The sequence below is a fragment of the Bacillus sp. z26 genome (assembly GCF_058313635.1).
Window position 1 is genome coordinate 641,436 of the sequence record NZ_JBZFQM010000001.1, and the last position, 14,228, is coordinate 655,663.

Annotated in this window: 13 protein-coding genes; 4 read left to right on the forward strand and 9 right to left on the reverse strand. The window is 37.7% G+C overall.

Translation table 11 applies throughout. From position 1 onward, the window contains the following. Positions 1-20 precede the first annotated feature (20 nt). Complete coding sequence (locus tag AC4G3K_RS02975) at positions 21-2,576, reverse strand: vitamin B12-dependent ribonucleotide reductase (protein WP_491132431.1); 2,556 nt, start codon at positions 2,574-2,576, stop codon at positions 21-23. A gap of 601 nt (positions 2,577-3,177) precedes the next feature. Here AC4G3K_RS02975 and AC4G3K_RS02980 point away from each other — a divergent pair. Next, positions 3,178-3,561 carry a rhodanese-like domain-containing protein gene (locus AC4G3K_RS02980; RefSeq protein ID WP_491075797.1) on the forward strand — a complete coding sequence of 128 codons (384 nt, stop codon included), beginning with the start codon at positions 3,178-3,180 and terminating at the stop codon, positions 3,559-3,561. 50 nt (positions 3,562-3,611) lie between these two features. Here the strand turns inward: AC4G3K_RS02980 and AC4G3K_RS02985 are convergent, their stop codons facing one another. Then, positions 3,612-4,214: a DUF1836 domain-containing protein gene (locus tag AC4G3K_RS02985; RefSeq protein ID WP_491075798.1), complete on the reverse strand. Its 603-nt coding sequence runs from the start codon at positions 4,212-4,214 to the stop codon at positions 3,612-3,614. 82 nt (positions 4,215-4,296) lie between these two features. Next, the gene (locus AC4G3K_RS02990) at positions 4,297-4,974 is read right to left on the reverse strand and encodes an NAD(P)H-binding protein (protein WP_491132432.1); all 678 of its coding nucleotides are present in this window, start codon (positions 4,972-4,974) and stop codon (positions 4,297-4,299) included. Positions 4,975-5,090: 116 nt separating this feature from the next. Here AC4G3K_RS02990 and AC4G3K_RS02995 point away from each other — a divergent pair, with 116 nt between their 5' ends. Then, on the forward strand, positions 5,091-5,216 hold the full coding sequence (locus AC4G3K_RS02995) for a DUF4023 domain-containing protein (RefSeq protein ID WP_491132433.1): 126 nt from the start codon (positions 5,091-5,093) through the stop codon (positions 5,214-5,216). Between the two features lie 189 nt (positions 5,217-5,405). Next, positions 5,406-5,885, forward strand: coding sequence for a GNAT family N-acetyltransferase (locus AC4G3K_RS03000; protein WP_491132434.1), 480 nt, complete (start codon positions 5,406-5,408; stop codon positions 5,883-5,885). A 112-nt stretch (positions 5,886-5,997) separates the two neighbouring features. Here the strand turns inward: AC4G3K_RS03000 and AC4G3K_RS03005 are convergent, their stop codons facing one another. From AC4G3K_RS03005 to AC4G3K_RS03015, 3 genes are all read right to left on the reverse strand, one after another. Continuing rightward, positions 5,998-7,008, reverse strand: coding sequence for an NAD-dependent epimerase/dehydratase family protein (locus AC4G3K_RS03005; RefSeq protein WP_491132435.1), 1,011 nt, complete (start codon positions 7,006-7,008; stop codon positions 5,998-6,000). Positions 7,009-7,165: 157 nt separating this feature from the next. Continuing rightward, positions 7,166-9,202, reverse strand: a complete 2,037-nt coding sequence (locus AC4G3K_RS03010) for a Na+/H+ antiporter (protein ID WP_491132436.1) — start codon at positions 9,200-9,202, stop codon at positions 7,166-7,168. Between the two features lie 117 nt (positions 9,203-9,319). Further along, a complete protein-coding gene (locus AC4G3K_RS03015) occupies positions 9,320-9,448 on the reverse strand; it encodes a hypothetical protein (protein WP_491132437.1) in 129 nt (42 codons plus the stop codon). Positions 9,449-9,630: 182 nt separating this feature from the next. Between AC4G3K_RS03015 and AC4G3K_RS03020 the strand changes: the two genes are divergently transcribed. Further along, positions 9,631-10,233: a kinase gene (locus AC4G3K_RS03020; RefSeq protein ID WP_491132438.1), complete on the forward strand. Its 603-nt coding sequence runs from the start codon at positions 9,631-9,633 to the stop codon at positions 10,231-10,233. Positions 10,234-10,391: 158 nt separating this feature from the next. Here AC4G3K_RS03020 and AC4G3K_RS03025 read toward each other — a convergent pair whose 3' ends face one another. The 3 genes from AC4G3K_RS03025 to AC4G3K_RS03035 form a co-directional block, all read right to left on the reverse strand. Beyond that, positions 10,392-11,834 carry a DEAD/DEAH box helicase gene (locus AC4G3K_RS03025; protein ID WP_491132439.1) on the reverse strand — a complete coding sequence of 481 codons (1,443 nt, stop codon included), beginning with the start codon at positions 11,832-11,834 and terminating at the stop codon, positions 10,392-10,394. Positions 11,835-12,198: 364 nt separating this feature from the next. Next, on the reverse strand, positions 12,199-13,185 hold the full coding sequence (gene yjfF / locus AC4G3K_RS03030; protein WP_491075806.1) for a galactofuranose ABC transporter, permease protein YjfF: 987 nt from the start codon (positions 13,183-13,185) through the stop codon (positions 12,199-12,201). Next, entirely contained in the window at positions 13,182-14,228 is a 1,047-nt protein-coding gene (locus AC4G3K_RS03035; protein WP_491075807.1) for an ABC transporter permease, read from the reverse strand. The genes yjfF and AC4G3K_RS03035 overlap by 4 nt, the downstream gene beginning before the upstream one ends.

Consider the following 14,228-nt stretch of genomic DNA (forward strand, 5'->3'; position numbering starts at 1 on the left):
TAATTTTCTATAAAATTATATTATAAACCGCATTTAAGCTGAGCGCCGCAGCTTGTACAAGTGTTGCATCCGCCGAGCTCCTCCACTTTCCCTTGACGGCAAACCGGACATGTATTTCCTACTTCACTTCCAATTGTTACGCTTGTTGATTCCAGGGCATCGATTGTATCAACAAGTACAACATGCTGCTTCGTATGATGTGGCTGTGCTGAATGATCCGTATCAGATTCAGCACCTTTCAATGTTAACACTTGCGTATCACGGCTTCCATCGACATATACCGTACCGCCTTTGGCTCCACCTTTATAGAGACGTTCATAGACTCTTTCTACCTGCTCAACAGTATATCCTTTAGGAGCATTTACTGTCTTACTGATAGAACTATCAATCCAGCGTTGGATGATGCATTGTACATCAGCATGTTTCTCAGGTGTTAAATCCATCGCAGAAATAAACCATGACGGTAGATTCTCGCTGTCTGCATCAGGATTGCGATGTAGATATTCTTCTACGATATCTGCTTTCACTTCGATAAATTTACCAAGACGTCCGCTTCTGAAATAAGTGAATGAGAAGTATGGCTCCAGTCCTGTAGAAACGCCAACCATTGTACCGGTACTACCAGTAGGAGCAACGGTTAATAAGTGAGAGTTGCGGATACCATATTTCATAATACCATCACGAATATGTTCAGGCATTTTCTTCATATAACCAGTATGAATAAATCGAGTGCGTAATTCTTTTGTTTCTTCTTCAGAGCTGCCAATTAAGAATGGGAAGCTGCCCTTTTCTTTCGCAATCTCAATGGATTCCTCATATGCAGCTGTCGCTATTGCTTCAAATACAGAATCTACCAGCTTATTTCCTTCGTCAGATCCATATTCTTTTTCACAATAAATAAGCATATCATGAAGACCCATTACGCCAAGACCTACACGTCTTTCTCCCAATGCCTGCTTTTTATTGTCCTCAAGGAAGTATGGAGTCGCATTAATTACATTATCCTGCATGCGCACGCCGACTTTAACCGTTTGTTTCAGTTTCTCCATATCCACTTGTTTGCGATTTTTATCTGTCATTTCAGCCAGATTAACAGCAGCTAAGTTACATACAGAATATGGTGCTAACGGCTGTTCTCCACATGGGTTGGTTGCAACCACTTTTTGTCCGTATGCTTTGGCATTTGTCATATCATTTGCATTATCGATAAAGAAAATGCCCGGCTCAGCAGAATAAGTCGCACATATATTGATTAAATTCCATAACTCACGCGCTTTAATTTTACGATATACACGAACAGCATACCCGAGTCTTTCCCATTCGCGCACATCGCCGCAATCTGCCCATTTTTCGTTATAGTCTTTCATTGCTTCTTTATTATAAGATTCAACATCCGGGAAACGAAGTTCATATTCCGTATCATTTTCAACGGCTTCCATAAATTCTTTTGTTAAACACACTGAAATATTCGCACCTGTTAAAAAGTCGGGATTATGAACGTTGTCTATTCCGCCAGCTGCAAGTTTTTCTTCTGCTTCCTTGATTATTGCCTCATTGAAACCACCGTATCCCTGGATGGTTTTATAATTTAAAATGCCTTGGTACATGGCTTCTTCTTGCTTCGTTAATGGTGTAAACTTCAATTTATCAGATGCATGCTTACGGATTTCTTCATCCTCGCTGACCTGCATTAAGAAACGCAAAATTTTTGGATTTTGCATTTTCGAAATAATAAATTCAACGATGTCCGGATGCCAATCAGACAGCATAATCATTTGAGCTCCACGACGGGATCCGCCTTGTTCTACCAAGTGAGTTAATTTCGCGATATCATCCAGCCACGAAACTGCACCGGAGGATTTGCCATTTACACCGCGTGCCAGCGTATTTCTAGGACGCAGAGTAGATCCATTTGTTCCAACACCGCCTCCGCGACTCATGATTTCCATCACTTGTTTACGATGCTCAGAAATCCCTTCTCGGCTATCATTAATAAATGGCATAACATAGCAGTTAAAGTAGGTTACTTCTGTTTCAGAGCCAGCACCATAAAGAACCCGGCCTGCCGGAATGAAATTTGTTTGAACCAGTTCATTATAGAATTTATCAAACCATTCCTTGCGTTTTTCTTCTGTTTTCTCAACTTGCGCCAACCCGCGTGCATTACGTTTAGCAATTTGCTCATAATAAATTTCAAGCGGCTTCTCTATTACGTCCAGAGATTTACAAATTAAGCCAGTTTTAATTTCATCATGCTTATCTAAAGAGGAGCGAAATTCTTCTTCGATCAGAACGTGAGCTTTCTTCGCTTCCCAATCAATATGTTGGATGTATCCAAGTCCACGTGCAGGAAATTTAGGGTCTTCTTTAATCGTTAGTACAACAAAATCTCCATCAGTAAGTGTAATCTTTTCAGTGTCTTTGAAGGAATAACGATCTATCATCACAAGCCTTGAAACACCCTTATACGTCTTATTCATGTCTGGAGTAATTGGAAAAACTTGTGGAAATTGGGCTATATCTTTATTTAATCTTTCGACATTTATAGACAACTTGCGATTTGTAACTATTGACAATTCGATCTCTCCTTCAACCAATAATTTAATCTAGTATTTCTAGCGTTCTTATTACGTTCTTGTTAAGTTCTTGAATGAATATCTCTACGTTATCATAGGCAACATTTTAATTCAACATATAGTGTTTCTAATTTTATAAAACATACCACATATGGTGTTTGAGCATTTTATTTTTAAAATGTCAATCAATAAGATCTTATAAAAATCAAAGAAAACATACGATAAAATCTTCTTTTTACCTATTTTTGAACATAATTAAACAAAATCTCAGCTTGCATATTATAAAGGTTAATTACGCCTCATATAACAGCGTTTTTATATTTTCGACATTAAAATTTTTTTATCCAAAGAGGACATTAAAATATTTAAGTCCCCTTTGTAAATGGACAATCTCTCCCTAGCTAAAGGAAGCATGACAATGTAACGTCATTCCACTACCCCTGACCTGCTCTCAGCCCAAGAGCGTTTCAGATGTCTTCCATGATACAAAATAAAATGATCATTTACTTTTCCGTTATCTTTTACCAGAAAAAAATTTTGCCAGAAAAATATACGAACTGTATAATAGAAAAGTGAATTGAAAGAGAAAGTGGGGATTTTTTTGCCAACATCATTAATCGTTTTAATTGTTCTGGCTGTATTAATCATCGGATATTCTGTATACAGTTGGTTTTCCAGTAAAAAAATGGTTACGACATTGTCCCAAGAGGAATTTAAAGCTGGCTATCGAAAAGCACAGTTAATAGATGTTCGTGAGCAAAAAGAATTTGAAGGCGGACACATTCTGGGAGCCCGCAATATACCTTCTACACAATTGAAAATGCGAATGAAGGAACTTCGTAAAGACAAGCCGGTCTATTTGTATTGCCAAAGTGGCATGAGAAGCACACGAGCTGCTCAAATGCTGTATAAAAAGGGCTACCGTGAACTTTATCAACTCGATGGCGGCTTTAAACAATGGAAGGGTAAAATTAAAACCAAATAAAACCTAAGAGCCAATGCAGGTGTGCATTGGCTCTTTATTACTTGGGGTATTTATGACTTCTTTTTATTACCTTCAATAAATTCATCCACCAAATTCTCTGCTGCCTTTTTGTACAGCTGGCTCATATGAGAAAGCGAAGCAATCATTAGAAATTTTTCAAAATACTCAACATCAGCGTCGGACTCAACCAGATTGCCGCCTAAATGGACACCTTCTTCTTTTGCCTCAGCAATACTCTTCAGTATGTCTTCTTTAAATTTATAAGCATTGTGATCAGTCAATCGCAGAAAGCTGGAATACAACTCATCAAGCTGTAAGTCTTCTTCTACAATCTTAGTGTTCAGAGGTCCAAGAACCGTTTTGATGTCACTTATAGACAAAGTCCCTTTCAATTGATAAATTAAGCTGATTACTATTAAATGCCGCTTGGAATATTTTTTATTTTTAATAGGGAAAAACACTTTACCCTTAGCATAATTATTTATCATCGTTTTCGTTAAAACTTTCTCATCATCATTTCGCTTAGACATTTTGAATTTACTCTCAAATAATTGAATCACTTGATCCATATATAAATCAATGTTTGGTATGTCCTCTAATGTTATTTTATCTTGCAATCCCAGTTGATTGATAAGTTCTTCATTATTTTTCATTTTGTAACCTCTGTTTACTAATAGTTATTCTATTATACCTCACCTAATCAAAATCTGTAAGGAAAGTGAGTTTTTAGCCATTTTAAAACTTATGGGAGCCCTTTACAATTTCTTCCATTTCATGGGAATCAACGATAGTTATCCCTTCTTTTTCTTGAATCGCGTACATATACATTGCTTCTGCTACTGTTTTTCCTTTTATAGGCTTATATTTCTTGAGAGGCCCTTTAAATAAAAGCGGAAATGCTTTGCTTGCGAAGGCCGCCATTTCCTCCCCCAGCCTAAATTCCTGTCTTTTTCCCAATAAAAGGGATGGCCTAAAAATGGTTAGACTGTTTAAGTGAAGCTGTTTTAGTGCAGTCTCCAATTGTCCTTTTGTTTTGCTGTAAAGTATATGGGATGAATCATCTGCTCCCATGGCAGAAACAATCAGGAATTGACGAACCTGATGCTGTTTCGCATTCTCCGCAAGCTTTAACGGGTATATATAATCAACTTTCCTAAATGCCTCTTTTGTCTTCGCTTTCTTTATGGTTGTTCCCAAGCAACAAAAGATACAGCCAACTCCGTCTGGTATAGGCTCATGATCTAACTGTTCAAAGTCTGGAAAACTCTCCGTTAGCTTTGAATGTTGGATTCCCATACTTGTCCTTACCCACACGATCACCTTTGTATATTCAGGAGAATTTAAAAGCGTAGTAACTAGCTCCTTCCCTACTAATCCAGTTGCTCCGATTACTAAACCTACTTTATCAGCCATTTTACATTCCTCCATAACCCTTATTTCCATTTCCACTAGTATAATCTATTTTGGCATGCATGAATTCCATTAAGGTTGAGAAAATAACGATAGAACTATAAAAGAGGAGGATATATATGAAAGAAGAAACAACCCATGAATATGTAGAACATCTGCATGAAAAACAACAAAAAGCAGAAAAGAATCAAGCTAAGCAAGGTTATGGACGTCCAAGCAAGAAGCTTCCAAATAAACAGCATTAAGTCCATGAACTGAAGCCATGAGTTGTTTTTCTCATGGCTTTTACTAGAGCGTCGTTATTTCTATCCCGTTTTATTTAGTCAGAGATTTTTTTAATTTACAACTGTCATAAGAATTTACTAGAATCAGAGTATAAGTATTTGATTAGTAGAAACCTAATACATATATGATTGGAAATTGGGGGATTCAATATGCAAATTCGTGAAATTAAAGAAACAGACAATAGAACAATGGAACAAATAATCAAGCGCTCATTGGAATCCTTTGAATTAAATATCCCAGGAACAGCCTATTTTGATCCCCAACTGGGAAATCTAGCCCAATTTTACAAGCAACAATCCAATGCAAAGTATTGGGTAGTGGTAAATGAACAAGATGAGGTAGTAGGCGGTGTCGGTATTGCACCCTTTGGGCTAAATTCGGATATTTGCGAGTTGCAAAAACTCTATATTAAACCCGAAGCTCAAGGTTTGGGTCTCTCAAAAAAACTGATGGAAAAAGCACTTATATTCGCTAAGGAAAATTATACATACTGTTACTTAGAAACAGTAAAGAAACTTAAGACTGCTAATCTCCTTTACACCAAATTAGGTTTCCGGCAGCTTGAAAAACCACTAGATGGCTCCGATCATAATGCAATGGATGCTTGGTATATAAAAAAATTACTATAAACACCTAGAACAATGATTAATAAATATAATGACAAAAAAAGAGGGAGGAAATTAATATCGCCCCCCCTCTATTCACCTGTCTCTTTTTTCTCTAAAGTAGCAAAAGCTCACTCTATTCCGCCTTCATATCAACTGCGTGTGTTTTTCCTTCCAGGATATCCAGACTCAATTGAACCGACTCACCGATGGCTTTGTCAATATCATCCGGTTGTACACCAAAATGATCAACAATAGTTTTTTTATCAATGAAGAGATTTTTAGTAAAGATTTTAGCAAATTCAGCTGTATCCAAACCCAGCTCTATTCCAGCACTCTTTTGATTTTCTGCTTTCTTCTGCATCGCTTCAATATAATCGGAGGCGGAAATTGTCATGATTTTTTTGTCCGGATCCCCCATGTATTTATGAAAGATAGTCAGCATTTCTTTCCATTCCATATTATAATAGCCAACCGGGTAATTACCGGTCTTCCTATTTAATAGGGCGCCTGCTATACACTCCCCGATTTGCTTTGCTGTTACCATAGTTGTTCCGCCTTCGGGATATATGGTTACTTCTTTCATGTTTCGGATTTGTTCAACAAGGAATACCCAAACCGGTTTACGTCCCTGCTGGCTTCCAAAGACATAAGGTACTTCCAAAACTGCCACACTCATATTATCATCGGCGAAGGAGAGAGCCATATCGGCCTGATCTACACGGCTTCTAATATATGGATGATGCTTTGTTAGTTCATAATCAGGCAATTCCCTATTAAAATAAGCGAAATAGGATCCTAATATAACAGAATGTTTAACACCACATTCCTTTGCTATTCTCAAGAGTCGTTCTAATGGCGTAATATTATATTTCTCAAAAAATGAATAGATTGGGGATGGAGCCTCTACTCGTTCGTCCACTCCTGCTGCAAATACAAATCCTTCACAACCTGTTAAATGCTCACGAATTTCTTCGTCCGTTAACGTTAAATAATTCCCTAATGTTATATCCATTTTTTCAGGCAGATTACTTCCTGCGGGAATAGGAGGTAATGACAAAGTTGACACTTCATGCCCTCGTTCAATTAACTCCCTTGCCCCTTCTGCTCCCAATAAACCTGTGCCGCCAATCATAAATACTTTCATACTGCTTATCTCCTCCGTTTCACTCTCTTAAATCATATCATTCCAGAGAGCGAATAATTTACCTGAAGTTGTATTTTATGTGAAATATATACAATATTATTTCCCCTTATTCCTACACAGGTAAACAAAAAAGCTCACAGGTAGGACACCTGCAAGCTTATTCCTCGATTTCCTGAAGCATAACACTCTCTACATAATTTACAAAGCGGCGTAAATCCTGAGCCAGCTCCCGATTAATTTGTCCCTCTTCATACATACGCTGGATTTCAGCTCTTTCTGCTTCGATTGCTTTAAAACGCAGTTCCTCTTTTTGTTGATCCCTCATTACATTATTAAACCGAGCAACAACCGGTTGCTTCAGTCTTTCAATTATTCTGTGGTATTCATAAATGATAGATGAAACATGAGGATTATTTGTTTCCTCCGCATATATTTCCAGTTTCTGAATCGCCGCTTTCGTTGCCTCAATTTGTATATCACGCATATCATTTAACAGTATAGTAGCCTTTTCGCTATCCTTCGATAATCTGCGCTTATATTGTTTATACTTCCTGAATAATTGGCCAAATAGAGTTGTTATTTTAGACAGTAAATTCTCAGTGAGCAAATTTTCTCTTATATCCAAAGATTTTTCTAGTCTTTTTACGATCTCTACACTGCCAGGTCCATCTAGCGCAGCCTCTTGAATGTATCGTCTCTCAGCTCTTAAACCAACCAAACGAGCTTCAATCCTCTGTTTTTGCGATTCTTTAATAAATTCGAGGTCTTTATTTTCATACCGAATTTGTTCAATCATTTTTTTATATTCACCAATTAATTCATACCCAGCCGATTGATTCTCCGGCTCCATTTCTTCTTCAATACGCTTTATCGCAGTCCGCAATATTTTCAATTTCATTTGTGCATCTAAAAATTCTTTTTCCTCATCATTTTCTGGCTCAATTGATTTTTTACTAATCAGCGGCAGTACAAAAGTTGCTGCCAACAGGGTAAATAAGATAACCCCTCCTGCTATAAATACAATCAGAGAACGCTCAGGAAATAAGTCTCCCGATGCTACAAAGTATGGCATAGACAATACCCCTGCCATCGTAATGGCACCGCGAACGCCGGTTAAACCAGTTAGAAGAGCTACTTTCCAACTGGGCTTAGCTTGATCTTTTCGCTTAGTTATGTAGTAACCTATACTTAAAAAGCAATATGACCATACAATTCTGATGACCATGATGAACAATCCTATCGCCAGTACATAACCAAGGACAAGCCAATTGCTGATTAAAGGATTTTCAACTGTTGCCCTCATAGAGGATGGTAAACTTAAACCCAGTAATAAGAAAACTACACCATTAAGTACAAATAAGATAATGGACCACATATTTTCGGTAACTACCTGTTCCTCAGCACTTTTCATCCCTGTCCTCTCACTTAAACTGGAATGAATAATACCTGCAGCTACTACTGCAATCACACCTGAAGCGTGCAGGACTTCTTCTGAAACTATATAAACAATGAATGGTGTTACAAACTGAAGCAAAGAATAAAACGTGACATCCTGGATTCCCTGTCTTCTTAGCGCGTACCGAATAAGGATGGCTAATAATCCAAGGATAATCCCAGCAATTGCACCAACAATAACTACATAAATAAAATCTGTTGTTGCCTCCCTGAGTGAAAAATAGCCTGTTACAACCGCAGCTACCGCATAATTAAAGGCTATTAATCCAGATGCATCATTGATTAAAGATTCTCCCCGAACGAGGCGTAAAATAATGGTTGGTAAATAAATTCTCTCTGCAATTCCATTAACAGCTACTGGATCCGTTGGAGAAAGGATAGCTGCCAAAGCAAATGCAGCTGCCAACGGAATACTGGGAATTAACCAGTGAATAAAATAACCGCCAATGATAGTCGTTAAAAATACAAGGATAAATGCATTTGCTAAGATAGGCCAGCGCATTTTCCATAAATCCTCTCTTGGAAATCGGCGGCCATCATTGTACAAAAGAGGGGCTATGAATAAAAGTAAAAACCATTCTGTTTTTAATTCAAATGATAAATCCTTTACAAATAAGGCAAATAAAATCCCCATGGATATCTGAGTTAAAGCGGTGGGGATGGAAGGAATATAGTGACTAATAATATTGGATATTAAAAGCATGACTAAAAGTAATAGTATTGATAAAAGTAAATCCATTTTTCTCCCTCTAACACTGTAGAAATAATAATTTTTATAGTCTGCCACAAACAGACGCTACATATTATCATACCCTATTGGCCAAGTAGAAAACTTTTGGGATGACTCCAATCTTATTTAATCAAATTCATGAAAGATAACTGTTTGAGCACTGCTTAATAAAACATATGAAGGTGAATCATTTTTATTACTGCACTCTAATCGATTTGCTTCCATATTGAATCCACGCTTCCTTAACTCAGTCAATATAATTCCCTCACCGCTTTATAACTTTGAATTATCCCAAGAATTTATGCATCTCTGACAAAGGCAAGCCTTCGTATCAATCTCCATTTTAAATTGGAAGATAAAAGGAGTTTAATCATCTCTTAAAGAATATAACTTAATGAATTGGAAAATCTAAAGAATGATTCACAGGATGTGAAATTATGGTAAGAGATCTTTTACAGAGTCTATTTAACCAAATACCTGAACTAAAACAGGGTCAAAGATATATTCTTGGGATTGACGGGTTAAGTCGTTCTGGGAAAACTACTTTTATGAAACAAGTTGAACAGTACTTACAAAAAACGAGTGTTTCATTTTGTCTTTTTCATATAGATGATTTTATTGCAGAAAAAGAAGAACGTTATAACACAGGTCATGAAGAGTGGTATGAATATTACTATTTACAATGGGATGCAAAATGGTTAAGGGACCATTTTTTTGCAAAGATTAAGGAGTTTGACGAGTTAATCCTTCCTACTTATGATGCTGTCACAGACACAAAAAAATGGCAGTTGACCAAAATCCCTCCTACTTGCCTGATTTTCATTGAAGGAGTATTCCTCCAAAGAAAAGAATGGAGAACATTCTATGATTACCTGATTTACCTCGATTGTTCGAGAGAAAAGAGATTCAGCCGTGAAACCGTGACGACACAGAAGAATATCGATAAATTCCAAAATCGATACTGGAAAGCCGAAGAGTATTATATGAAGACAGTTAACCCCTTGGCCTATGCGGATTTAGTTATAGATAGCAAAGAATAACCCAGAAAGTGTTAGTTAATGAATGTAAGAAGCCCTTCCGAAAGCTTCGGAAGGGCAGATCTATATGCACCTGTATAAGTGATAAATTTTTATAGTTCTTTTAATATAGAAGGATTTCGAACGTTTACATTATCTATATAGTCGAGTCATTTCAGTTATTATTCAAATGCCTCATATACTTTTAATTTCTTCCCTTTAATCGTTTTATCCTTCATAGCCTGTAACACCACGGGCCCTTTTCCATTCAGAATTTCAACAAATGTAGCCTGGTCTTGAATCGTGATAATCCCAATGTCCATAGCTGAAACATCATCAATTTTAGCGATCGTTCCAACAAAATCTACTGCTCTCAATTTCTTTTTCTTGCCCCCATTAAAGAACAGCTTCATAATTTCATTATTTAATGCGGCCGTTTTATCTTTTTTAATCGCTGTTGCAAACATTTTTAATTCGAAAGCCCGCTTACACTTGTCTGCATCTGCATCCGTTGGTGTCTCTTTTGGCTGTAAAGGAAAACCAATATACTCTTCTGTCTCCCTCAGCAACTCTTCATCTCTTGAGCTTACTAAAGAAATGGCCACCCCTTTATGACCGGCACGGCCCGTTCTTCCCGTCCTATGGACATATGCTTCCTTTTCTACTGGAAAATCATAATTAATCACATGCGTAATATTGTCAATATCAATTCCACGGGCAGCCACGTCGGTTGCTATCAAATAGCGGAACTCGCCTCTTTTAAAATCGTTCATTACATCGAAACGGTCATCCTGATCCATTCCGCCATGAATCTTACCGCAAGAATAATCCCATTTAACCAATTGATCAAACAGTTGATCCACCTGCTCTTGGGTACGGCAAAAGATGATACAGCTATCCGCATTTGCTATAGTTGTCACTTTCTTCAGCAGTTGCATTTTATTTTCATGATTCACCTTATAATAAAAGTGATCAATTAAATCCGTTGTTAATTCTTTTTTATTAATTTCAATAATAGATGGTTCATTCATATATTTATGGGATAGATTTTGAATATCCTCTGGTAATGTTGCCGAAAAAAGCATGCTGGTGCGTTTTTTTGGCAATTCATTTATTATCGCTTCAACCTGATCAATAAAACCCATATTTAACATCTCATCTGCTTCATCAATCACCAAATAACGTAGCTCATCTATCTTTAACGTGCCTTTTTGGATATGGTCCAACACTCTTCCAGGCGTTCCTACGACAATATGGTTTTTTTGCTTAAGTTCCAGCTTCTGCTTGGAAAATGGTTGCTTTCCATAAACAGCAGTTGCTTTTATACGCTTAAACCGGCCAATATTCGTCAAGTCTTCCTTCACCTGTGCAGCTAATTCTCTGGTCGGTGTTAATATAAGTGCCTGGGGTTTATTTTCAATCCACTCTACATGATGGCAAATTGGTATTCCATACGCAGCTGTTTTTCCACTGCCTGTTTGTGCCTTAACGATAAGATCCCGATTTTCCAGCGCACTTGGAATTACTTTCTGCTGTACCTCTGTCGGTTGTTGATAATTCATTCCAGTTAATGCCCGTACAATCTCGGGACTTATGTTAAAATTCTTGAAGCTTTGTTCAGTCATGTATGTTCCTCTTTTTCGGTTACTTAGTTCATTCTCTATCTTTGAGAGATTCTATTATCCATTATACCTGATTGGCATGAAATAATTGAAATTTGATTGGTATTCATTTTTCGATGTCAGCAAAAAGAGGCCCCCCGATTAGTTTAAAAGGGCCTTTATTTTCACCTCTTCATCTTCTCCTTTAAATATAAAGAAGATATTTTGTATATCGCTAACTTTCTTTATCTTAGTTATCATTGAAGCTTCGAACATCAAGAACGGTGCATCTATGATTTTTCTTGTCGTTTTCGGGGATCTATCTAGCATGTCCCTGCCCTGTGTTGGAGGGTTACCAGGGGGGCACACCACCTCTTTTCAGCAAGGGTCAAGAAATTGATTGCTGATTTGTTTTACTGCGTATAACGATTAAACGCTGCAATACAATGAAAAAGAATAGCAATACACCTATCGCAATCCTTGTCCACCAAGAGCTTAATGTTCCTTCAAAAACAATCAGCGTTTGGATTGTTCCTAAAATCAACACACCGACGACACTCCCCGCTACATATCCTACTCCACCCGTTAATAAGGTACCTCCAATCACAACAGCTGCAATCGCATCCAACTCTAAACCATTTGCATGGAGTGCATAACCAGAAAGCATATAAAAGGTAAATACTAAACCCGATAAGGAGGCGCAAAAGCCGCTCAATGTATAAATCAGAATTTTTGTTTTTGCCACAGGAAGCCCCATTAGCAACGCCGATTGTTCACTGCCTCCCAATGCGTATATATTCCGGCCGAACTTTGTAAATAGACTGATATAAATTGCTGCCAGTACAACAACGAAGGCAATGACTACACTGAGGGAAATGAAATTGCCTCCCCCCATAGGAATTTGGGTTGTGGCCATATAATTAAAGAACGGGCTACTAACTGAAATCGACTCAACACTGATTAAATAGCTGGCCCCCCTTGCTATGAACATCCCTGCGAGCGTTACAATAAATGGCTGCAAGTTGTAGTAATGAATTAAACAACCTTGGACAAAACCAAAGACTGTCCCTATTAGTAAACTGACCAGAACAACCAACCAAGGGGATATATTGGCATTCATTGTTAAGCTTGCTGCTACCATACTGGTCAAGGCAATGACAGATCCTATGGAAAGGTCAATACCACCCGACAGTATGACGAAGGTCATACCCACTGCGACGATTATTAAAAAAGAATTGTCAATTAATAAATTGTAAAATACTTGGAGAGAAAGAAACCCTGTATATCTCATTGCTCCAAATGCTAGCATGCCAATGAACAGTGCTATCGTTGCTACGAGTGGGAGCTGTTTATAATCCATCGATAACATCTTCATTGAATGGTCACTCCCTTACTTTGTTTGTCGCTTACATCAATTTTCTTTCTCTTTGCTCTACCAAATACCTTTTGCCTGAACTCAGGTGATTGAAGCAAGCAGACAATGAGTACAACGATAGCTTTTACAATCAAGTTGGTTTCTGGCGGAATTCCAATTGAATAAATCGTTGTTGTTAAACTTTGGATAATCAATGCTCCAATGATTGTACCAATAAAATAAAATCTGCCGCCCATCAATGAGGTACCTCCAATGACAACGGCCAGAATCGCATCTAACTCTAACCACAACCCAGCATTGTTTCCATCAGCACTCGCCACGTTGGAACTGAGGATAAGGCCGCCGATCCCAGCACATAGCCCGGAGAACATATAAACCATCAAAATAATATTCTTTGAATTGATTCCTGCAAGACGACTGGCATTGGGATTTGAACCCACCGATTCAATAAACAACCCAATGGCCGTTTTTCTAGTAAGGAAGATAGCAATAAAGAGAATCACTGCAACAATGATAATTGAAAATGGAATGGCAAAAACGTATCCTCCGCCGATAAATTTATATGGATCATAGTATACGGTCGTAATCTGCCCTTCTGTAATCATTTGAGCAACCCCTCGCCCCGCAACCATCAGGATGAGTGTTGCAACTATAGGCTGCACACCAATTCTGGAAACCAATATTCCATTCCAAACACCAGCCAGCATGCCTACAAAAATTGCTAGAATAATAGCCGAAAATAGTGGAGTAAGATTTCCGCTATCAGCATCTGCAACAGTCATCGCTCCAATAGCTCCAGCCATTGCGATAACAGAACCGACACCAAGATCGATGCCTTTCGTTGCAATGACGAGCGTCATTCCTATTGATACAAGAATGAGTGGTGCACCACGATTTAGGATATCGACCAAACTGCCAGTCAGCTTTCCATTTTTCATCTCAATTTGAAAAAAACTCTGATCAAAAAACAAGTTTATCAATAAAATGACCAACAACATAAAAAATGGCCAGAAAAGTTTGGATTTCATCATTGTTTGTAACAT

Excerpts from the sequence above, each read along its gene's own strand:
- AC4G3K_RS02985 (WP_491075798.1), bottom strand. The coding sequence starts at position 4,214 with ATGAAAAATAATGAAGAACTTATCAATCAACTGGGATTGCAAGATAAA.
- AC4G3K_RS02990 (WP_491132432.1), bottom strand. The coding sequence starts at position 4,974 with ATGGCTGATAAAGTAGGTTTAGTAATCGGAGCAACTGGATTAGTAGGG.
- AC4G3K_RS02995 (WP_491132433.1), top strand. The coding sequence starts at position 5,091 with ATGAAAGAAGAAACAACCCATGAATATGTAGAACATCTGCATGAAAAA.
- AC4G3K_RS03000 (WP_491132434.1), top strand. The coding sequence starts at position 5,406 with ATGCAAATTCGTGAAATTAAAGAAACAGACAATAGAACAATGGAACAA.
- AC4G3K_RS03005 (WP_491132435.1), bottom strand. The coding sequence starts at position 7,008 with ATGAAAGTATTTATGATTGGCGGCACAGGTTTATTGGGAGCAGAAGGG.
- AC4G3K_RS03010 (WP_491132436.1), bottom strand. The coding sequence starts at position 9,202 with ATGGATTTACTTTTATCAATACTATTACTTTTAGTCATGCTTTTAATA.
- AC4G3K_RS03020 (WP_491132438.1), top strand. The coding sequence starts at position 9,631 with ATGGTAAGAGATCTTTTACAGAGTCTATTTAACCAAATACCTGAACTA.
- AC4G3K_RS03025 (WP_491132439.1), bottom strand. The coding sequence starts at position 11,834 with ATGACTGAACAAAGCTTCAAGAATTTTAACATAAGTCCCGAGATTGTA.
- yjfF (WP_491075806.1), bottom strand. The coding sequence starts at position 13,185 with ATGAAGATGTTATCGATGGATTATAAACAGCTCCCACTCGTAGCAACG.
- AC4G3K_RS03035 (WP_491075807.1), bottom strand. The coding sequence starts at position 14,228 with ATGTTACAAACAATGATGAAATCCAAACTTTTCTGGCCATTTTTTATG.